15 protein-coding genes are annotated in these 19055 nt (G+C 64.1%); 5 read left to right on the forward strand and 10 right to left on the reverse strand.

Features of this window, described 5'->3' with window-relative positions:
- Window positions 1–197: 197 nt before the first annotated feature.
- From gyrB to NKI97_RS17645, 3 genes are all read right to left on the reverse strand, one after another.
- Window positions 198–2669 carry a DNA topoisomerase (ATP-hydrolyzing) subunit B gene (gyrB, locus tag NKI97_RS17635; protein WP_352835577.1) on the reverse strand — a complete coding sequence of 824 codons (2472 nt, stop codon included), beginning with the start codon at window positions 2667–2669 and terminating at the stop codon, window positions 198–200.
- Window positions 2670–2815: 146 nt separating this feature from the next.
- A complete protein-coding gene (locus NKI97_RS17640; RefSeq protein WP_352453678.1) occupies window positions 2816–5482 on the reverse strand; it encodes a caspase family protein in 2667 nt (888 codons plus the stop codon).
- A gap of 58 nt (window positions 5483–5540) precedes the next feature.
- A complete protein-coding gene (locus tag NKI97_RS17645; RefSeq protein WP_352453679.1) occupies window positions 5541–6110 on the reverse strand; it encodes an NADPH-dependent FMN reductase in 570 nt (189 codons plus the stop codon).
- Between the two features lie 184 nt (window positions 6111–6294).
- On the opposite strand from NKI97_RS17645, the gene NKI97_RS17650 reads away from it, so the two are divergent.
- Window positions 6295–7668, forward strand: coding sequence for a cytochrome P450 (locus tag NKI97_RS17650; RefSeq protein ID WP_352453680.1), 1374 nt, complete (start codon window positions 6295–6297; stop codon window positions 7666–7668).
- A 21-nt stretch (window positions 7669–7689) separates the two neighbouring features.
- Here the strand turns inward: NKI97_RS17650 and NKI97_RS17655 are convergent, their stop codons facing one another.
- Window positions 7690–8664 (reverse strand): complex I NDUFA9 subunit family protein, encoded by a 975-nt coding sequence (locus NKI97_RS17655; RefSeq protein ID WP_352453681.1) that lies wholly within the window; start codon window positions 8662–8664, stop codon window positions 7690–7692.
- 244 nt (window positions 8665–8908) lie between these two features.
- Here NKI97_RS17655 and NKI97_RS17660 point away from each other — a divergent pair, with 244 nt between their 5' ends.
- The gene (locus tag NKI97_RS17660; RefSeq protein ID WP_352453682.1) at window positions 8909–9181 is read left to right on the forward strand and encodes a hypothetical protein; all 273 of its coding nucleotides are present in this window, start codon (window positions 8909–8911) and stop codon (window positions 9179–9181) included.
- A 57-nt stretch (window positions 9182–9238) separates the two neighbouring features.
- Here NKI97_RS17660 and NKI97_RS17665 read toward each other — a convergent pair whose 3' ends face one another.
- From NKI97_RS17665 to NKI97_RS17685, 5 genes are all read right to left on the reverse strand, one after another.
- Window positions 9239–10240, reverse strand: a complete 1002-nt coding sequence (locus NKI97_RS17665; protein ID WP_023676270.1) for an Ldh family oxidoreductase — start codon at window positions 10238–10240, stop codon at window positions 9239–9241.
- Window positions 10241–10344: 104 nt separating this feature from the next.
- Window positions 10345–11151 (reverse strand): ABC transporter permease, encoded by an 807-nt coding sequence (locus NKI97_RS17670; RefSeq protein ID WP_352470176.1) that lies wholly within the window; start codon window positions 11149–11151, stop codon window positions 10345–10347.
- Between the two features lie 14 nt (window positions 11152–11165).
- The gene (locus NKI97_RS17675) at window positions 11166–11831 is read right to left on the reverse strand and encodes an ABC transporter permease (protein ID WP_352470177.1); all 666 of its coding nucleotides are present in this window, start codon (window positions 11829–11831) and stop codon (window positions 11166–11168) included.
- Between the two features lie 212 nt (window positions 11832–12043).
- The gene (locus NKI97_RS17680; protein WP_023676273.1) at window positions 12044–12838 is read right to left on the reverse strand and encodes a transporter substrate-binding domain-containing protein; all 795 of its coding nucleotides are present in this window, start codon (window positions 12836–12838) and stop codon (window positions 12044–12046) included.
- Window positions 12839–12889: 51 nt separating this feature from the next.
- Window positions 12890–13699, reverse strand: a complete 810-nt coding sequence (locus NKI97_RS17685; RefSeq protein ID WP_352454717.1) for an ABC transporter ATP-binding protein — start codon at window positions 13697–13699, stop codon at window positions 12890–12892.
- Between the two features lie 217 nt (window positions 13700–13916).
- On the opposite strand from NKI97_RS17685, the gene NKI97_RS17690 reads away from it, so the two are divergent.
- The 3 genes from NKI97_RS17690 to NKI97_RS17700 are packed head-to-tail and all read left to right on the forward strand — an operon-like array spanning window position 13917 to window position 17107.
- Window positions 13917–14765 carry a dimethylarginine dimethylaminohydrolase family protein gene (locus NKI97_RS17690; RefSeq protein WP_352454835.1) on the forward strand — a complete coding sequence of 283 codons (849 nt, stop codon included), beginning with the start codon at window positions 13917–13919 and terminating at the stop codon, window positions 14763–14765.
- The gene (locus tag NKI97_RS17695; protein ID WP_352743809.1) at window positions 14762–16342 is read left to right on the forward strand and encodes a 5-guanidino-2-oxopentanoate decarboxylase; all 1581 of its coding nucleotides are present in this window, start codon (window positions 14762–14764) and stop codon (window positions 16340–16342) included. The genes NKI97_RS17690 and NKI97_RS17695 overlap by 4 nt, the downstream gene beginning before the upstream one ends.
- A 57-nt stretch (window positions 16343–16399) precedes the next feature.
- Entirely contained in the window at window positions 16400–17107 is a 708-nt protein-coding gene (locus tag NKI97_RS17700) for an SDR family NAD(P)-dependent oxidoreductase (RefSeq protein WP_352453685.1), read from the forward strand.
- 104 nt (window positions 17108–17211) lie between these two features.
- Here NKI97_RS17700 and rpsA read toward each other — a convergent pair whose 3' ends face one another.
- A complete protein-coding gene (gene rpsA / locus NKI97_RS17705; RefSeq protein ID WP_023676278.1) occupies window positions 17212–18909 on the reverse strand; it encodes a 30S ribosomal protein S1 in 1698 nt (565 codons plus the stop codon).
- Window positions 18910–19055: the final 146 nt, after the last annotated feature.

Below are 19055 nucleotides of genomic sequence, written 5' to 3' on the forward strand. Positions count from 1 at the left end.
TTGGGACTCCGAGAAGCCAGAGCAAAATGCCACGTCCCATGGATGCCTCCTGCGGCGATTGTGATCAACTACAATGCCTTGAAAGCCTTTCCGTTCCGGCGGTCCTGGTGATCTTTGTTGCGTTGCAGCAGTCGTATTGGTGCGCCAAGGCGCACCAATACACTTCATGCCTGCTGGCTGGGTATCTGGATGGCGGCTCAGATGTCCAGATTGGCAACCGACAGCGCGTTTTCCTGGATGAATTCGCGCCTTGGCTCGACCTCGTCGCCCATCAGCCGTGAAAACAAGCTGTCCGCATCAGTCGCGTCATTGACCTTGACCTGTAACAGCGAGCGCACATTCGGGTCGAGCGTCGTTTCCCAGAGCTGCTCGGCGTTCATTTCGCCAAGGCCCTTGTAGCGCTGCATGGTCAGGCCCTTGCGGCCGGTGGCAAACACGGCATTGAGCAGTGCCAGCGGCCCCGAAATGGTTTCCGAGACATCCTTGCGGCGCAGCACCGGCGGCTCGCCGTAGATTTCCGCCAGGCGCGGCGCATAGCGGTCGAGCTGGCGTGCGTCGGCGGAATTGATCAGCGCCAGGTCGAGATGCGCGAACTCCTTGACGCTGCGCACCGTTCGCTCGAAGACATAGCCGCCAATGCCCTCGTTCGAGGTCGACATGCGGCCGATCCAGCCGCGCTCGGTGTCCTCGGCGATAATGTCGAGACGACGGGCAACACGCTCGGCCGTCTCGTTGGCGCGGCGGAGGTCGGTGAATATCTCCGGGTTGAGCGCGCCGGCAATCGCTGCCTGCTCGACCACGCCTCTGTTATAGCGCGTGTGCAATCCGTTGATGAGCTGGCGGACAGCCAAGGCGTCGTCGATGGCACTGCGCAGGTCCTGCCCGGCCCGCACCTCGCCTGTGCTGAGCGCAAGCGACGCTTCTTCCAGCCCGGAGCCGATCAGGAATTCCTCGAAGGCGGCTTCGTCCTTGATGTATTGCGAGCTCTTCCCGCGCGTCACCTTGTAGAGCGGCGGCTGCGCGATGTAGAGATGACCGCGTTCGATCAGTTCCGGCATCTGGCGGAAGAAGAAGGTCAGCAGCAAGGTGCGGATGTGGGCGCCGTCGACATCGGCGTCGGTCATCAGGATGATCTTGTGGTAGCGCAGCTTGTCGGCGTTGAACTCGTCCTTGCCGATCGAGGTGCCGAGCGCGGTGATCAGCGTGCCGATCATGTCGGAGCCGAGCATGCGGTCGAAGCGGGCGCGCTCGACATTGAGGATCTTGCCGCGCAGCGGAAGAATGGCCTGGTTCTGGCGCGAACGGCCGCCCTTGGCCGAGCCGCCGGCGCTGTCGCCCTCGACGATAAAGATCTCGGATTTCGCCGGATCGCGCTCCTGGCAATCGGCCAGCTTGCCGGGCAGCGAGGTAACGCCGAGCGAACTCTTGCGGGTGATGTCGCGTGCCTTGCGCGCGGCTTCGCGCGCGGCAGCGGCCTGGATGACCTTCTCGATGACCGCCTTGCCCTCGGTCGGGTGCTCCTCGAGCCAGGTGCCGAGCGCTTCGTTGACAAGCCCTTCGACCACCGGGCGGACCTCGGACGACACCAGCTTGTCCTTGGTCTGCGAGGAGAATTTCGGGTCGGGAACCTTGACCGACAGCACCGCGGTCAGCCCTTCGCGGCAATCATCGCCGATTAGCGCCACTTTTTCCTTCTTGGTCAGGCCCGAGGAGTCGCCATAGCCGGTTATCTGGCGCGTCAGCGCGCCGCGGAAGCCTGCCAGATGCGTGCCGCCGTCGCGTTGCGGGATGTTGTTGGTGAAGGCCAGCACGTTCTCGTGGTAGCTGTCGTTCCACCACATGGCGACTTCGACCGTGATGCCGTCGCGCTCGGCGCGGATCGAAATCGGCTTGTCGAGCAACGGCTTCTTCGTCCGGTCGAGATATCGGACGAACTCTTCCAGCCCGCCATCGTAGTGCAGTTCATGGCGCACGATGTCGGCATGGCGGGCATCGGTCAAAACGATGCGCACGCCGGAGTTCAGGAAGGCGAGCTCGCGCAGCCGATGCTCCAGCGTACCGTAGTCGAATTCGACCATGGTGAAAGTCTCGGACGACGGCAAAAACGTGATTTCGCTGCCGCTGCGCCCTTCATAGGTGCCGGGGACCTTGTCTTGTTCATAACTGCCGGTGATGCGCAGCGGCGCGTCGGCATTGCCATGCGTGAAGCTCATCTCGTAGATCTGGCCGTTGCGGCGGATCTTCAGTTTCAGCCAGGCCGACAGGGCGTTGACGACCGACACGCCGACGCCGTGCAGGCCGCCTGACACCTTGTAGGAGTTCTGGTCGAACTTGCCGCCGGCATGCAGCTGCGTCATGATCACTTCGGCCGCCGAAATGCCTTCGCCGGTGTGGATATCGGTCGGAATGCCGCGGCCATTGTCGATGACCGTCACCGATCCGTCCGGATTGAGCGTCACCGTCACCAGGTCGGCATGGCCGGCCAGTGCTTCGTCGATGGCGTTGTCGACGACTTCATAGACCATGTGGTGCAGGCCCGAGCCGTCGTCGGTATCGCCGATATACATGCCCGGCCGCTTGCGAACGGCATCCAAGCCCTTCAAAACCTTGATGGAATCGGCGCCGTATTCGGCTTCAACGCCGTTGGCGATGTCGGTCTGGTCGGTCATGAAAACCTGTCTGATTGATGCCGTGTGCAGAGCGCGAAAAATCGGCTTCGAATCGCGCATTTCTAATGTCGTAGATATAGGCGCAAAAGGCGGTTTTTCCAAGGTTTGCAGGCATTTCGGAACGGAATGACCATCGCGTGAGCCGGCTACCGGCGCCTGGCTTCGATCCTGGCCAGCCGCTCACGTAAAAACTTGATCATGAACTTGTGGCGCGGTGCCAACCGCCCGCTCCGGTCGAGCTCGAGCGTCATGTCGAGCGCCTTGGAAAGCACAGCCTTCGGGTCCTTTGCGACTTGGGCGTAGTCGATATAGGCGACCACCAGGTCGCGCTGCCAGGTGGCGTTGTCCGGATCGGACCGGGCAAGTTTCTCGCGAATGGCCAGGCTGTCCTGAAGGGCTTGCCGGGCGCCCCTGACGTCGCGCTGCCTGAGGCGCAGCGTGGCGACTTCGGACAGCGTTATCGATAAGTCCCGCTGCCAGTCGGAATTGGCGGGATCGAGCTTGGCCAGCCTCTGCGCAATCGCGTAGCTGTCCAGATAGGCTTTCAGCGCGCCTTTGTGGTCGCCCTGTATCGCCAGAACGCCGGCGACTTTCTCGATGCACACGGACAGGTCGCGCTGCCATTCGGTGTTGTTCGGGTCGCCGGCGGCGAGCGCGCTGGCCTGGGAAAGTGCCTCACGATAAGCCGAAAGTGCCGCCGGCCAATTCTGCTGGTCGCTCAGCGCATTGCCGATCTTGGCGTTGCCGACCGACAGGTCGCGCTTCAACTCGGTGTCGTCCGGATCGCGTTTCGCCAGTTGTTTGACGATCGCCAGACCTTCCTTGTAGGCCGCCAGCGCCCCGGCGGCGTCGCCGCGTTCGCGCAGCAGGTCGCCTATCGTATCGTGGCTGACCGAGACGTCACGCTGCCGGTCGGCGTCTCCCGGTTTGTCCGCCGCCAGCGCCAGCCGCACCTTCAGGCTCTCTTCATAGGCCGCCTGTGCGTTTTCCAGTTGGCCTGCGATATGGGCAAGGTGACCGATCTCATCGTAGGTGATGGTCAGGTCGCGCTGCAGTTCGGCACGGTCGGGCTCTCCGGCGGCGAGCTGCTTCTTGATGGACAGGCTTTCCTGGTAGACCTCTGCGGCGCCGGCCAGATCGCCTTGCGTCGCCAATACGTTGCCGATCTTGTCGTCGGCCATGGCGAGGTCGCCGAACCACTCCAGATCGTCCGGTTCTGCCTCGGTCAGGCCCTGCAGAATGGTCTTGGCGGTCTCATAATTCTGCAGCGCTGACGGCAGATTGCCTTGCGCCATCCGCATGTTGCCCAGCTTGACGTGGCTGACGGCGAAGTCGCGCTTCACGTTGGGATCGGTTTCATGATGCGACCGCCGCTCGAGATCGGCTTGCAGCGCCTCGAAGGCACGGCCAGCCGCATCGATATTGCCGACCGTGGTATAGAGCTTGCCGAGCTCGTCCAGCGTGCGGATCAAGCGGTCGGCGTCGTCGAGCGACAGCACAACCTGTCCGGCTTCGCCATAAAGCGCGAGCACGGATTCATAGTCCCTGATGGCTGTGGCGTAGTCGAGGTCGGCGCGCGCGGCCCCGCCGGACAGATAGCGCGTTGCGGCCTCGGAGAGCGTGCGGCTGACGAAATTGGCCTTCAGCGCGTTGCGCGAGACATTGTCGATCTCGGCTGCCTCGGCGAGCTTTTTACGCGCGGCATCGAACGCTCCCAGCGAAAGCTGCTCTTCGGCCTGCCGGCGCAACGCTGCCACCCGCAGATCGTCGGAGCCAAGCGTCTGCATTTCGCTCCGCACCTTGACGAAGGCGTCGGCTGCCTCACGCAGCCTGGCGTTCAGACTGTCCGCGGAGAGGTGGCCGGCATCGGAACTGATCAACGCGCCATAGAGCGGTGCCAGCGGCATGTCGGCGTCGCTGGCGATCTTCTCCACTTCGCCGCGCATCGCGGGCGTCACCTCGGCCATGGCCAGCAACAGGCGTTCGCGTTCCGGCAATTTCTCCTTGGCCGAGGCGGCAAAGAACAGCTGCGGCAGGCCGCTCTCGACATAGGGCAATTGCTTGCCGCGCGAGAGGTCGTAGACCTCCTGCTGCACGAGCGTCAGCACGGAGCGGATCTCGAGACCTTCGGTGCCGAGGTATTTCGTCAGCGCCGCGGTAAACGGCGAATTCTGGTCCGTCCCATCCGCGGCGGTCTCGCCGGGCGCCGCCGAGAAGGCAAACAGGATGTTTTCTGCCCGCCCGATGCGGCCAAGACCCGGCCGGACCTTGTCGCTGACCTCTTTTACCAGCGCCGTTGCGCCGCGGCCTTCGCCGCCCGTAGCCGCAAACGGATCGCTGCGGCAGGCATCGAGCACGATCAGTCCGACCTTGCTGGTGGCGGCGACGGTCGCGCGGATCTCCTCCAGCGGCAGGCTGGTCCTTTCCAGCGTAGCGAGCGACGACGCGTCTGCATCGACCGGCAGGAGCCGGTTCTCGCCGGCGATCTCGACGCCGTGGCCGGAGAAGAACACCAGCGCCACGTCGGCGCCTTTGGCATCCTCGCGGAAATCGTCGAGCGCCCGGCGCATGCGCCGCAGGTCGCGGTTGGTTTCGAGGAAGACCTCGAAATCGAGCTTCCTCAGCACCGTTTCCATGACCTCGCCGTCATTGACGGGATTGGCGAGCGGCCGGATCAGCCGATAGTCGTTCTCGGCGATGACCAGCGCAACGCGCCGCTCCGCCGCAGCAGCGGAACCGGTCGAGAGGATCAGCAGCAAGGCAAACAGAAGACGCAAATCGAACCGCCCCGGCTCGGTCATTTGCCGGAGCATTCCATCTCTTTATGGCATGAGCAAGTTACGGCATCGGCAAGCTGGGCCGTTCGCGTTGTCAGCCGACCCGCATCGGCTTCAGCGCTTCGCTCCAGCGGAACAGCTCGTCCAGCATGGTCCTGGCCCCGCCGAGCACCTGCTCGCTGGGGAAGAAGGCGCCGGTCTCGTCGAGCAGCTTCTGGTACATCGGCAGCGCCACGCCTTCCGGAATCGGCATGACGCCGACGGAGGTCAGCAGCGGTTTGATCGCCTGCGCCGCTCGCAGGCCACCGGAGACACCGCCGTAGCTGAGGATGGCGGCCGGCTTGTATCGCCATTCCCTGAGCAGGTAGTCGACCGCGTTGACGATCGCGGGGGCTGCGAAATAATTGTATTCCGGCGCTACGAAGACGAATGCGTCGGCGGCGTCGATTGCCTTCGACCACGCTTTCGTGTGGCTGTTTTCGTATTTGGCGAGTCTCGGATGATGCGGCTCGTCCAGCACCGGCAAGTTGAAGGCGGCGATGTCGGTGAGCACCGGCTCGAATTTCCCGTGCTCGCGCGCAAAGCTCTCCAGCCAATTTGCGAAAACCGGCCCGGCGCGGCCCGGCCGCGTGCTGCCGATGATGACGTTCAACTGGTGCTTCAAGGCAGGCTCCCGCCGGTTAGTGGCATCTGTGGTGCTGCCACCTAAGACACGCAGCCCGACACAGCAAGCAGGCACTTTCCGGTGCCCCGGTCACATTCCAGAGAGCGGATGCATCACCTTGTCGTCCACTCACATGGACGCCTGCCTTGCCCGCCACTACATTGAGGTGTCAGCGGAGCAAGTCATGGACAGTCAGCCCGTCCCCTTCGTCCCGCCGGCGCCGAAGCCGCGCACCGCGCCGCCGTCGACGCTGGAGATGATCCGCATCGTCTACCGCAATCCGCTCGAACTGTGGGGCGAGCCGACCTACAACGAGCCCTGGATTTCGGTGACCGGCATCGGCGGGCCGCTGGTCATCGCCAACGACCCCGGTCTCATTCGCCACGTGCTTGTCGATAACGCCAAGAACTACAAGATGGCGACGGTTCGCCAGCTGATCCTGCGGCCGATCCTGCGCGACGGCTTGCTGACCGCCGAGGGCGAGGTGTGGAGGCGTTCACGCAAGGCGATGGCGCCGGTGTTCACGCCGCGCCATATCTTCGGTTTTGCCGAGCCGATGCTGAGGCGCACGCGGGAGTTCGTCACGCGCTACGAGGGCGGCGGTACGTTCGACATCGCTCACGACATGACGCTGCTTACCTTTGACATCCTGGCCGAGACGCTGTTTTCCGGTGAGATTTCAGGCGAGCCGGGCAGCTTTGCCAAGGAGATCGACCGCCTGTTCGAGACCATGGGTCGGGTCGATCCACTCGACCTTTTGCGGGCACCCGATTGGCTGCCGCGTCTGACCCGCATCCGCGGCCGCAAGACCATGGCCTACTTCCGCAAGATCGTCACCGACACGGTGCAAATGCGCGAGGCGCGGTTGAAGCGTGATCCGGACACGGTGCCGCAGGATTTTCTCACGCTGCTGTTGAAAGCGGAGGGACCGGGCGGGCTGACCCGGGCCGAGGTCGAGGACAACATCATCACCTTTATCGGTGCCGGCCACGAGACTACGGCCAGGGCGCTCGGCTGGACGCTCTACTGCCTTGCCGAAGCGCCGTGGGAGCGCGAAAAGATCGAGCGCGAGATCGATGCCGTGCTGGCGCGTGAGCCCGACCCGACGAAATGGCTCGACGCCATGCCGCTCACCCGCGCCGCCTTCGACGAGGCGCTCAGGCTCTATCCGCCGGCGCCGTCGATCAACCGCGAACCGATCGAGCCCGAAACCTGGAACGGCCTCTACATACCGCGACGTGCAGCGGTGCTGGTGATGCCGTGGGTCGTCCACCGCCATCGGAAATTGTGGGACCGGCCCGACGCTTTCATGCCGGAACGCTTCCATCCGGGAAACCGCGAAAAGATCGATCGTTTCCAGTATTTGCCGTTCGGCGCCGGCCCCCGCGTCTGCATCGGCGCCAGCTTCGCCATGCAGGAGGCGATCATCGCGTTGGCGATCATGCTGTCGCGCTACCGTTTCGACGCCACCGCGGAAACCCGCCCCTGGCCGGTGCAGAAGCTGACGACGCAGCCGCAAGGCGGCCTGCCGATGCAGGTCACCCGGCGCGGCTCGTAGGCAACCGCACGTCCGTTCGTGTTATGCGGCGGACTTGCGTTGGAACTGGCCGGCGGCGCGGTAGCGCCAGAGATAGCTGGGCAGAATGGTTCCGATCGACCGTGGCTGGATCCCGAGGCCGGCGAGCGTCCTGTTGTCCTTGACGGCGGCTTCCGACACCACATTGTGCTGGCGCAACAGCAGGACCTGGTCCTTGGTCAACAACGGATTGGGCAGCAGCCCGAGAATTGATGCCTGGAGGTTCGCCAGCCACCATGGCACGGGCAGCAAAAACCGCTTGCGTTCGATGATGACAAGCAGCTCTTGCATGCATTCCTTGAAGGTAAGCACCTGCGGCCCGCCGAGTTCATAGATCCGGCCGCCCTGGACCTTGCCGTCGACCGAGTGCGCCACCGCTTCGGCGACGTCGCCGACATAGACCGGCTGGAATTTCGTCTGCCCCCCGCCGATCAGCGGCAGCACTGGGGAAAAGCGGGCCATGTTGGCAAAGCGGTTGAAGAAACCGTCCTCCGGCCCGAAATTGATCGATGGCCGCAAGATCACGGCGTCTTGGACCGTCTCAAGAACGGCCTTTTCGCCGAGCGCCTTGGTACGCGCGTAGTCCGATTGCGCGTGGAGGTCCGCTCCCAGAGCCGAAATGTGGGTGAGGCCGGCGCCGACGGCGCGCGCCGCTTCGGCAATAGCGCGCGCGCCGAACTCGTGGACGGCAGTAAATTTCTGCCGGCCGGCCTCATGCGCGATCGCCACCAGATTGACGACATGGTCGGCGCCTTGCACGGCGCGGTCGACCGACCAGCGCACCCGGACATTGGCCTGCACCGGCTGAATCTGCCCGACATTGCCAAGCGGTTGCAAATGGCCGGCGAGATCGGGCCGACGGCAGGCGACCCGGATGCGGTAGCCGCGCTTGGCCAGCGCCCGCACGACATGACGACCGACAAAGCCGGAGCCGCCGAAAACGACGACGAGCTTTGGGGTCTGAAGGATTTCGGTCATGGCTGGCTCCGGCGTGCTATCCAGATGGTTTGGTTTGAAGCCGTTTCATAGTCGGTTTCGCACCAAAGGCAAAGGGCGACCATGGGTCGCCCGGCATTGTTGAAGCATGATTTCCGGTATCAGTTGGAAACGGCAGAAAACCCGCCGACGCCCGGCTTTAGGTAACTCCATTCGGGACAGGAACCTTTGTTCCGGCCGGCGATTTTAGGATGTATGGTTTGATTCCGAATGGAGGATATTGCCGATGACGACAAAACGCGTTGCGATCTTCGCTCTGGCGTTCGCAACAGGCTGCAGCGTCGGTGCCTCGGCATTCGCGGCAAACCGGCATCACCACCAAGCTCAACCCGAACGCTACGTTCCGGCCAACGGCAACATCATCGACATTCTGTTCGGTGGCCCGCGCTACTATGACAACCACCTGTTCACGACGGCCGCCGAACCCTGCTCCTACAACAGGGTAGGGCCGGACGCGAATGCGGCGAACGTCATCAACGATCATTATTGCGGGAAGTAGGCTCGCGCTGCCGGATCGGCCGGCCTCGTCAGCCGCTCATCGGACAAACGAATTTCTTCAGGACGAATAGCGCGCGGCGAATTCGGAAATGCGTTGCACCACGGCTTTCGGCGCGCTTATGCCGCGCGCCGCCGCCTTCTCCGCGGCCTCGGCCCGGGCACGCCCCGGCACATGCACGCCATAGCGCCGCCGCAGCCGGTCGAGCTGATCCTTCATCCGCTTTTCGAAGTCCGGATCGAGCAGCTTGGGCTCGACGGCAAGCACGAACAGGCCGGTCCCCGGACTGTCCGGCCCGCCGCTGAACCATGGCGCATCGAGCGACCAGTTGGCGCCCGACAGGCCCGCAGCCAGCACCTCGACCATCAACGCGATGTTGGCGCCGCGCTGGCCGCCGAAGGCAAGCATGGCGCCCTTCATGGCAGCTGCCGGGTCCGTGGTCGGATTGCCGCTGGCATCCAGTGCCCAGCCTTCGGGTATCTTCTTGCCGTCCTCGGCCGCCTTGCGGATGTTGACGAAGGCGGTGGCGCTCGACGACTGGTCGATGACCAGCGCCGCCCCGTCCGCGGCGGGTGCCGCAAAGGACATCGGGTTGGTGCAGTAGACCGGCTTGACCGAGCCCGAGCCGGCAAGCACGGCCGGGCCGTTGGTGGCGGCGAACGATACCAATCCCTGCGCGGCCAGCCGTCCGGTGAAATAGCCGAGCGCGCCGCATGTATAGGCATTCTTCTGTGAAAAGATGGCGACGCCGAACAGTCGCGCCGCCTTGGCGAGGTCATCGATCGTGCGGTCGAAACCGGTATGCGCCAGTCCGCCGCGGGCATCGGAGAGATAGACTGCGAGCGCCGGCCTGGTGATCACCGGATCGGCATTGCCGTCGATACGGCCGGCTTCCAGCGCTTCGAGATAATCGATGAAATGCGACAGCCCGACGGTCGACAGTCCTTCCGCCTCGGCCGCGACGATCGAGGCAGCCAGCGACTGCGCTGCCTCTTCGTTTGCGCCGGCGCCAAGTGCGGCCATCCGGCACAGCCCTGTCGCCTGGTCGAGACTGAGTTGCATTGTGATTGCCATGGATATCTGAGGGAATGGGTGAATGGTGAATGGTGAGTGGGATTTAGCCGGTAACACTACGGGCTACTCACTACTGACTATTCACCATTCACCTAACCAATCTTGTTCGGAATCCGCGCCTCGATCTTGCCCAGAGTGAAGACGAGGATGCCGGTGATCGCCATATAGATCAACGCCAGGAGCAGCAAGGGTTCATAGGTGAGGTAGGTATCCTGACGCACCTTTGAAGAGACGGCGAATATGTCGATCACGCTGATGGTCGCCACCAGCGGCGTCGATTTCAGCTGCAGCACGATTTCGCCGGTCAGTGTCGGCAGCGCGCGGTAGAAGGCCTGCGGCAGCCAGATTCGCCGGAAAATCCTCCACCGGCTCATGCCGAAGGCGCGGGCGGCTTCCAATTGGCCTTTCGGTACGCCGGCAAAAGCGCCTCGCATCACCTCGCCCTCATAGCCGGCGAAGGACAGCGTCAGCCCGAGCACGCCATAGGGCCATGCCTGCCTCAGATAGGGCCACATCCAGGACTCGCGAATCCATGGATATTGTGGAAACAGCGAGCCCAGCCCGTAATAGAGCAGCCAGAGCTGCAGCAGCAGCGGCGTTCCCCTGATCACCGTGCAGAAGGCCTTGGCGGGCGCCGCGAACCAGAAAGAGCCTGCGGCTTGTGCCAGTCCGAGCGGCATGGCGAGCAGGAAGCCCAGCGTGCAGGTGACGGCAAGAATCCACAGCGCGCGCCAGATGCCGAGCAATCCCATCCCGTAATATTTCGGCAGCCAGTCCCAGCGCATGAAGACGGCCGCCGCCAAAACCAGCCCCAGCGCGATCAGGATCAGCGCGATACGATGCGGCTTCAGCCACAGCGAAGCGCGTGCGGCTATCTCGACGGCCGCTTCGCCAGTCATCGCCGGGCCAGCCATCACCGGGCCTCCTTGAGCGACGGCATGCCGCGGCGGGCCCATGTCTCGATGCGGCCGATGATCAGATTCGAAACCAGCGTCAACAGAAGGTAGATCGCGCCGGCGGCGATAAAGAATGTCAGATAGGCTTTGGTCACGCCGGCCGCCTGCCGTGTCGCCAATGTCAGCTCGAAAAAGCCGACGACCGCCAGCAGGGCTGTGTCCTTGGTGGCGATCAGCCAGAGATTGGCAAGGCCGGGTATGGCGAAGGGCAGCATCGCCGGCAGCGTGATGCGCCGCAGCAGCAGGCCGGGAGACATGCCATAGGCGCGCGCGGCTTCGATCTGGCCCTGCGGAATGGCGAGGATCGCGCCGCGGATCACCTCGGTCGAATAGGCGCCCTGGACGAAGCCGAGCACGGCAATGCCGGCCGCCAGCCCGCTAATGTCCATACGCTGATAGCCCGTTGCCGTCAGCATCTGATTGATCAGGTCGGTGCCGGCGTAATAGAGCAGAAGGATCAGCACCAGCTCCGGCACGGCGCGCACGACGGTCGTATAGACTGCCAGGAGATCGCGCACCACCGGACCACCATACAGCTTGCCGGAGGCGCCGCCGATGCCGATCAAAAGGCCGAGACAGGTGGCGCCGACCGCGATCTCGATCGTATGGAGCAGCCCGACGATGAGCGTTCCACCCCAGCCCGGCGGCGTGGGCGAGAGAAGCGCGATGGCAGAGGCGGCCCAAGCCGGAACAAATGCGTCGATCAGCGTCGCCCTCGAATTGCTGGCGCTAAAACCGCCGGCGATCTCCGCCCGCGGAAGCACGCGTCGATGGATTTCGACTAACCACGCGGCTCTATCGGGGCCGCGTGGTTAATCGCTCATGGATGAGGTCGTCAGTTCGACTGCGTGTCGGCGCCGTAAATGTCAAAGTCGAAGTACTTCTTCGAAATCTCGTCATATTTGCCATTGGCGCGGATGGCCTTGATGCCGGCGTTGATCTTTTCCTTCAACTCGGTGTCTTCCTTGCGGACGCCGGCGCCGACGCCGGGCCCGAGAATGGCCAGATCCGGCGCGACCATGCCCTTCAGATCGCAGCATTGCTTGCCCTGGTCCGATTTCAGGAAGGCGTCGAGGGCAATGGAATCGGCCTGCACCGCGTCGACCCGGCCGGCGGCAAGATCCTGGTTGGCCTCGTCCTGGGTCTGGTATTCCTTGATTTCCGCCGCGTCGGCGAAGTGCTTCTTGGCGTAGTCGGCGTGTACGGTCGAGACTTGGACGCCGATGATCTTGCCCTTGAGGTCCTCCGGTGTTGAGCCGAACTTCTGGTCCTTCGGCCCGATGATCGCAGTCGGGGTGTTGTAATATTTGTCCGAGAAGGCGATCGTCTTCTCGCGCTCGGCGGTGATCGACATCGAGGCGGCGATAAGATCGATCTTCTTGGTCGTCAGCGCCGGAATGATGCCGTCCCAGGCGACGGGGGTGATGACGCAGTCGAGCTTCTCCTCGGCGCAGACGGCATCGATGAATTCGATCTCCCAGCCGACCCATTTGCCGGAAGCGTCCGGCGAGGCGAAGGGCGGATAGGGTTCGGCGGCGACGCCGATCTTGACCGGATCGGCCTTGGCCACGCCCATCGCGGCAACGCCGAGCAGCAGCGCTGCGGCAAAGGTCTTGAGAATAATCTTCATCGTCATGACTCCCAGTTTTGTTGTTGTTCCCGGTTTTCGTCCGCCCACAGTTTAACTGACGTTGCGGATGAACTGCTTCAGCCTTTCGGATTTCGGCGCGCCGAAGATCTGTTCCGGCGGCCCTTCTTCCTCGACCAGCCCGTTGTGGAGGTAGACGACATGCGTCGCGACCTCGCGGGCAAACTTCATCTCATGGGTGACCAGCACCATAGTGCGGCCTTCGCGCGCCAGGTCGCCGATCACCTTCAGCACCTCGCCGACCAGCTCCGGGTCGAGCGCCGAGGTCGGCTCGTCGAACAGCATGACGCGCGGGTTGATCGCCAACGCCCTGGCAATCGCGGCGCGCTGCTGTTGGCCGCCTGACAGATAGGCGGGATAGACGTCGCGTTTTTCGGCCAGGCCGACGCGGGCGAGCAATTGTTCCGCCTCGCCGATCGCCACATCGCGCTTGACGCCGAGCACATGCACGGGAACCTCGATGACGTTCTCGATCAACGTCATGTGGCTCCACAGATTGAAGTTCTGGAAGACCATGCCGAGCTTGGAGCGGATGCGTTCGATCTGCTTGCGGTCGGCGGGCACGGTGTGGCCGTAGCTGTCGGCCTTCAGCTTTATCTCTTCGCCATTGACCCGGATGATGCCGCTGGTCGGGTTCTCCAGGCAGTTGATGCAGCGCAGCAGCGTCGATTTGCCCGAGCCGCTGCCGCCGATGATGGCGATCACCTCGCCATCGCGCGCCGACAGCGAAACGCCCTTCAATACATGCAGCTTGCCGAAATTCTTGTGCAGGTTCTCGACGTGGATGGCTTCGGCAGCGCCGTTCTGCGCCGTATGCTTCAGGGCGGTGGCCGGCGCTGTCATCGTCGCGGCGCCCCGCGGAGCAGCCGAGGCAGTCCTTGCTGGAATTTTTTACCCATTACCCGTCACTGGACAGCGTTCCGATTCTCAAGATGGACCGTTCCGCTTGCCTCCGTCAACCGCAGTTTTTGGACCATTGATCACGGCCTGCCGAGTGGCTATTGGCAGGAGGGGCGCGTTTCAGGAGAATTTAGTGGGCAAAGCATACGGGTCGCAGTCGATGGCCGGGCCGCTGCAGCGCGTGCTGATGCGCTCCGCCGCCAGCGCCATGCGTCGGGCCGAAGCGCTGGAGTGGCACTATGGCCCCGGCTTCGATCCACAAAAAGCGGCGGCCCAGCATGATGCGCTGGCCAGGCTGATTTCTGTCTCAGGCGCCGATATCGAATGGCTGAGCGACGCCGATGACGGGCTTGCCGATTCGGTCTTTACCCACGATCCGTCGCTGATGACCGACCATGGCGCGGTCATCCTTGCCATGGGCAAGGCGCTGCGCCGGCGAGAGCCCGGCCTGCACGAGGCAGCCTATGGGCGCATGGGCATCCCCGTCCTCGGCCGAATCGAGGCTCCCGGCCAGGTCGAGGGCGGCGACTGCGTGTGGGTGGATGCAAACACGCTGGCCATCGGCCGCGGCGTGCGCACCAATCAGCACGGCATCCAGCAGCTCTCCAACCTGCTTTCGCCCAAGGGCATCCAGGTCTATGGCTTCGACCTGCCGCTCTGGCAGGGCGAGGAGGCCTGCCTGCACCTGATGTCGGTGATCAGCCCGCTCGCCGACGATCTGGCGCTGGTCTATGCGCCCCTCCTGCCGGTCGCCTTCCATCAGATGCTGCGCGAACGTGGCATTCGGCTGGTCGACGGCGATGCCGACGAATTCTTCGCCTCGAATGGGCTCAGCCTCAATGTCCTGCCGACCGCGCCGCGCCAGGTTATCGCCGTTGCCGGTTTTCCGAAGACGGCGGCTGCCATGCAGGCCGCTGGCTGTACGGTCTCGACATTCGAGGCCGATGCGCTGTGCATTGCCTGCGAGGGCGGCCCGACCTGCCTCACACGCCCGGTGCTAAGACAATGACGACCATTGGCGAAGCGCTCATCACCTTGCTCGAAGCGCACGGCGTCGACATCGTCTTCGGCATCCCCGGCGTGCACACGGTCGAGCTCTACCGCGGGCTGGCGCGGTCGAAGATCCGTCACATCACGCCGCGCCACGAGCAGGGCGCCGGCTTCATGGCTGACGGCTATGCGCGCGCCAGCGGCAGGCCGGGTATCGCCTTCGTCATCACCGGGCCGGGGCTGACCAACACCATCACCGCCATGGGCCAGGCGCGCGCCGATTCGGTGCCGATGCTGGTAATCTCGGGCGTCAACGCCACACCGACGCTGGGCAAAGGCCTTGGCCATCTGCATGAACTGCCGGACCAGCGCGGCATGATGGAGAAGGTGGCGCTGTTTTCGCACCGTGTCACCGAGGCCGGCGAACTGCCCGGCGTGCTCGCCCGCGCCTTTGCGCTGTTCTCATCCTCGCGTCCGGGTCCGGTGCACATCGAGATCCCGACCGATGTCATGAGCCTGCCTGCCAACGGCATCGTGCCGCTGCTGCGGAGTTCAGCGCCGCCCGAGCCGGATGTGGCGGCGATTGCCGAGGCGGCAAGGCTATGCGCGTCTGCCCGCCGGCCGCTTATCCTGGCCGGCGGCGGCGCCAAAGCGGCCGAAGCGCCGTTGCAGCACCTGGCCGAGAGGCTGGGAGCGCCGGTCGTCCAGACCGCCAATGCGCGCGGCCTGCTCTATCGTCATCCACTTGGCGTGCCGGCCAGCCCCAGCCTGAAGGCGGTGCGTGCGCTGATCGCCGATGCCGACCTGGTCATTGCCGCCGGCACCGAATTCGGTCCGACCGACTATGATGGCTATGGCGACGGCGGTTTTGTCCTGCCCGCCAACCTGATCCGCATCGACATCGGCGCCGACCAGCTTGCCCGCCGGCCTGCGCGGATTTCGATCCAGGCCGATTGCGGAGCGGCGCTCAAGGCGCTGCTTGCCGAAATCGGCACGCACGAGACGCCATTGGATGATGGTTCAGCCCGCGCCGCCGCGACGCGGCAGGCGGCCTTTGCCGAGATCGGCCCGGCCATGCAGGCGCAATTGCGAGCCGTCGAGACGATCCGCGATGCGCTGCCTGGCGCGATCATCGTCGGCGATTCGACCCAGCCGGTCTACGCCGCCAACCTCTATTACGATCACGACCGGCCGGGCGGCTGGTTCAACGCGGCCACCGGCTTCGGCGCGCTCGGCTATGGCCCGCCGGCGGCGATCGGTGCCGTCCTTGCCAGGCCTGAGGCGCCGGTCGTTTGCCTCACCGGCGACGGCGGCTTCCAGTTCACCCTGCCGGAACTGGGCGCCGCGCTCGACGCGGCGGCGCCGGTGATCTTCGCCGTCTGGAACAATCGTGGCTACCGCGAGATCGAAACCTCGATGCTCGACGTCGGCGTCGAGCCGGTCGGCGTCTCCCCGGCACCGCCGGATTTCTGCAAATTGGCCGAAGCCTACGGCATTGCCGCCGAGCGGATTTCTGGCACTGGCGGCTTGGCGGACGCGCTCGGGCGCGCGCGGGCGACTGGACGACCTTACGTCATCGAGATTTCGGTTGAGTGATCGCGCGAAAGGCGCGACCTTCCGCATCGGCGGCGCGCAATGACGGAGCGGTCGAATATGACGGAAACACTGGACGGCAGACATATCGTGGTGACCGGCGGCACCGGTGCCCTTGGCGGCGCGGTCGTAGGAAAACTGCTGGAGCAGGGCGCGATCTGCCATGTGCCCAATGCCCACGCTGCCGCGCCTGCGCATTTTCCCTTTCCGGCGCATGACCGCGTCAGGCTGGCGCACAATGTCGACCTTGCCGACCCTGCCAAGGTCGACGCCTTCTATGCCAGCGTTCCGAATTTATGGGCATCGGTGCATCTGGCCGGCGGCTTCACCGCCGCGCCGGTCGAGAAGATCGAGCCCGCCTCCTTCGCCGAGATGATGGACACCAATGCCCGCACCACCTTCCTGTGCTGCCGCGCGGCGATACGCTCGATGCTGGAATCTTCCGTGCCGGGCCGCATCGTCAATGTCACCGCGCGAGCCGGGCTCGATCCGCGGCGCGGCTCCGGCAAGGTGGCCTACGCCGCCGCCAAGGCGGCAGTCGCCGCGATGACCGTGGCGATAGCCGAAGAGCTGAAGGGCAACGGCATCCTGGTCAACGCCGTGGCGCCCTCGACGCTCGACACGCCGGCCAACCGGGCTGACATGCCGAACGCAGATTTCAGCAGATGGGTCAGCCTTGAAGCGGCCGCCGAGGCCATTGCCTATCTCGCCTCGCCGGCCAACATGGCGATCAGCGGCACGCTGGTGCCACTCTACGGCCGGGCCTGAGCCTGCGGTCCGTCGCAAGCAAAAGGTCACAAGCAAAAGCCCCGCCGGATCGTTCCGGCGGGGCTTTTGTTTCGTTTATAACCCGCGCGAGGCGCGGTGTTGGCTTAGCTGCCCTGCTTCTTCAGCGCGGCACCCAAAATATCGCCCAGCGAAGCGCCGGAGTCGGTCGAACCGTATTGGGCGACCGCTTCCTTCTCTTCGGCGATTTCCAGGGCCTTGATCGAGACCTGCAGCTTGCGGGTCTTCTTGTCGAAGGCGATGACGCGGGCGTCGACTTTCTGGCCGACGGTGAAGCGCTCGGGGCGCTGCTCGTCGCGGTCACGGCTGAGATCGGAGCGCTTGATGAAGGTCTCGATGCCGCTGTCGACCAGCCGCACTTCCAGACCGCCATCCTTCACGCCGATAACCTCGCAGGTGACGACTGCGTTCTTGCGCAGTTCGCCTGACGTCGCTGCTTCGCCGACCGTGTCCTTGGCCAGCTGCTTGATGCCGAGCGAGATGCGCTCCTTGTCTATGTCGACGTCGAGCACCTGCGCCTTGACCATGTCGCCGCGATTGTACTCTTCGATCACCTGCTCGCCCGGACGGGTCCAGTCGAGGTCGGAAAGGTGGACCATGCCGTCGACGTCGCCTTCGAGGCCGATGAACAGGCCGAACTCGGTCTTGTTCTTGACCTCGCCCTCAACCTGGCTGCCGACCGGGTGGCTGCGCGCGAAGGCCTCCCACGGGTTCTCCAGCGTCTGCTTGAGGCCGAGCGAGATGCGGCGCTTGGCCGGATCGACTTCGAGCACCACCACGTCGACTTCCTGCGTCGTCGACAGGATCTTGCCGGGATGCACGTTCTTCTTGGTCCACGACATTTCCGAAACGTGGATGAGGCCTTCGATGCCCGGCTCCAGCTCGACGAACGCGCCGTAGTCGGTGATGTTGGTGACGGTACCCTTGATCTTCTTGCCGATCGGGAACTTGGTGCCGATCTCGGACCACGGATCGCTCTCGAGCTGCTTCATGCCGAGCGAGATGCGGTGGGTTTCCTGGTTGATGCGGATGATCTGCACCTTGACCGTCTGGCCAATATTGAGGATTTCGGTCGGATGGTTGACGCGGCGCCATGCCATGTCGGTGACGTGCAGAAGGCCGTCGATGCCGCCGAGGTCGACGAACGCACCATAGTCGGTGATGTTCTTGACGACGCCTTCGACCACCTGGCCTTCTTCGAGGTTCTGCACGATTTCCGAACGCTGTTCGGCGCGGCTTTCCTCGAGCACGGTGCGGCGCGACACCACGATGTTGCCGCGGCGGCGATCCATCTTGAGGATCTCGAAGGGCTGCGGGTTGTGCATCAGCGGCGAGACGTCGCGGATCGGGCGGATGTCGACCTGGCTGCGCGGCAGGAAGGCCACGGCACCGTCGAGGTCGACGGTGAAGCCGCCCTTGACCTGGTTGAAGATGACGCCTTCGACGCGTTCGCCCTTGGTGAACTTCTCTTCGAGACGGACCCAGCTCTCTTCGCGGCGGGCCTTTTCGCGCGACAGCATGGCTTCGCCAAGCGCGTTCTCGATACGCTCGACATAGACCTCGACCGTGTCGCCGACCTTGAGCGTCGTGTCCTTGCCCTTGACGCCGAATTCCTTCAGCGGCACGCGGCCTTCGACCTTGAGGCCGACGTCGATGATGGCCATGTCCTTCTCAATGGCGGTGATGATGCCCTTGACGACCTGGCCTTCGCCGGAATGGCCGGCGGAAAATGATTCTTCGAGCAGGCTCGCGAAATCATCGCGAGTGGGATTTGCAACTGACATAGTTTCTCCTGGAATGCCCCGCAATCTGTCGCGGGGCGGGCGCCGTGGGTTAGCGTTGCGTTGGCCTGCCAGCGTTCCGGGCAAAAAGCCCTTGGCCGCCCTTGAGCGGCAATTCCGGCGCATGAAGAATGCTGGCAGGCTGGTTC

The sequence above is a fragment of the Mesorhizobium sp. M0296 genome (genome assembly GCF_040321675.1).
In the GTDB taxonomy this organism is placed as follows: Bacteria; Pseudomonadota; Alphaproteobacteria; order Rhizobiales; family Rhizobiaceae; genus Mesorhizobium.

What these genes read in the sequence shown, in the direction of transcription:
- gyrB (WP_352835577.1), bottom strand. Translation starts at nt 2,669, where the DNA reads ATGACCGACCAGACCGACATCGCCAACGGCGTTGAAGCCGAATACGGC.
- NKI97_RS17640 (WP_352453678.1), bottom strand. Translation starts at nt 5,482, where the DNA reads ATGCTCCGGCAAATGACCGAGCCGGGGCGGTTCGATTTGCGTCTTCTG.
- NKI97_RS17650 (WP_352453680.1), top strand. Translation starts at nt 6,295, where the DNA reads ATGGACAGTCAGCCCGTCCCCTTCGTCCCGCCGGCGCCGAAGCCGCGC.
- NKI97_RS17655 (WP_352453681.1), bottom strand. Translation starts at nt 8,664, where the DNA reads ATGACCGAAATCCTTCAGACCCCAAAGCTCGTCGTCGTTTTCGGCGGC.
- NKI97_RS17660 (WP_352453682.1), top strand. Translation starts at nt 8,909, where the DNA reads ATGACGACAAAACGCGTTGCGATCTTCGCTCTGGCGTTCGCAACAGGC.
- NKI97_RS17665 (WP_023676270.1), bottom strand. Translation starts at nt 10,240, where the DNA reads ATGCAACTCAGTCTCGACCAGGCGACAGGGCTGTGCCGGATGGCCGCA.
- NKI97_RS17670 (WP_352470176.1), bottom strand. Translation starts at nt 11,151, where the DNA reads ATGACTGGCGAAGCGGCCGTCGAGATAGCCGCACGCGCTTCGCTGTGG.
- NKI97_RS17680 (WP_023676273.1), bottom strand. Translation starts at nt 12,838, where the DNA reads ATGAAGATTATTCTCAAGACCTTTGCCGCAGCGCTGCTGCTCGGCGTT.
- NKI97_RS17685 (WP_352454717.1), bottom strand. Translation starts at nt 13,699, where the DNA reads ATGACAGCGCCGGCCACCGCCCTGAAGCATACGGCGCAGAACGGCGCT.
- NKI97_RS17690 (WP_352454835.1), top strand. Translation starts at nt 13,917, where the DNA reads ATGGCCGGGCCGCTGCAGCGCGTGCTGATGCGCTCCGCCGCCAGCGCC.
- NKI97_RS17695 (WP_352743809.1), top strand. Translation starts at nt 14,762, where the DNA reads ATGACGACCATTGGCGAAGCGCTCATCACCTTGCTCGAAGCGCACGGC.
- NKI97_RS17700 (WP_352453685.1), top strand. Translation starts at nt 16,400, where the DNA reads ATGACGGAAACACTGGACGGCAGACATATCGTGGTGACCGGCGGCACC.
- rpsA (WP_023676278.1), bottom strand. Translation starts at nt 18,909, where the DNA reads ATGTCAGTTGCAAATCCCACTCGCGATGATTTCGCGAGCCTGCTCGAA.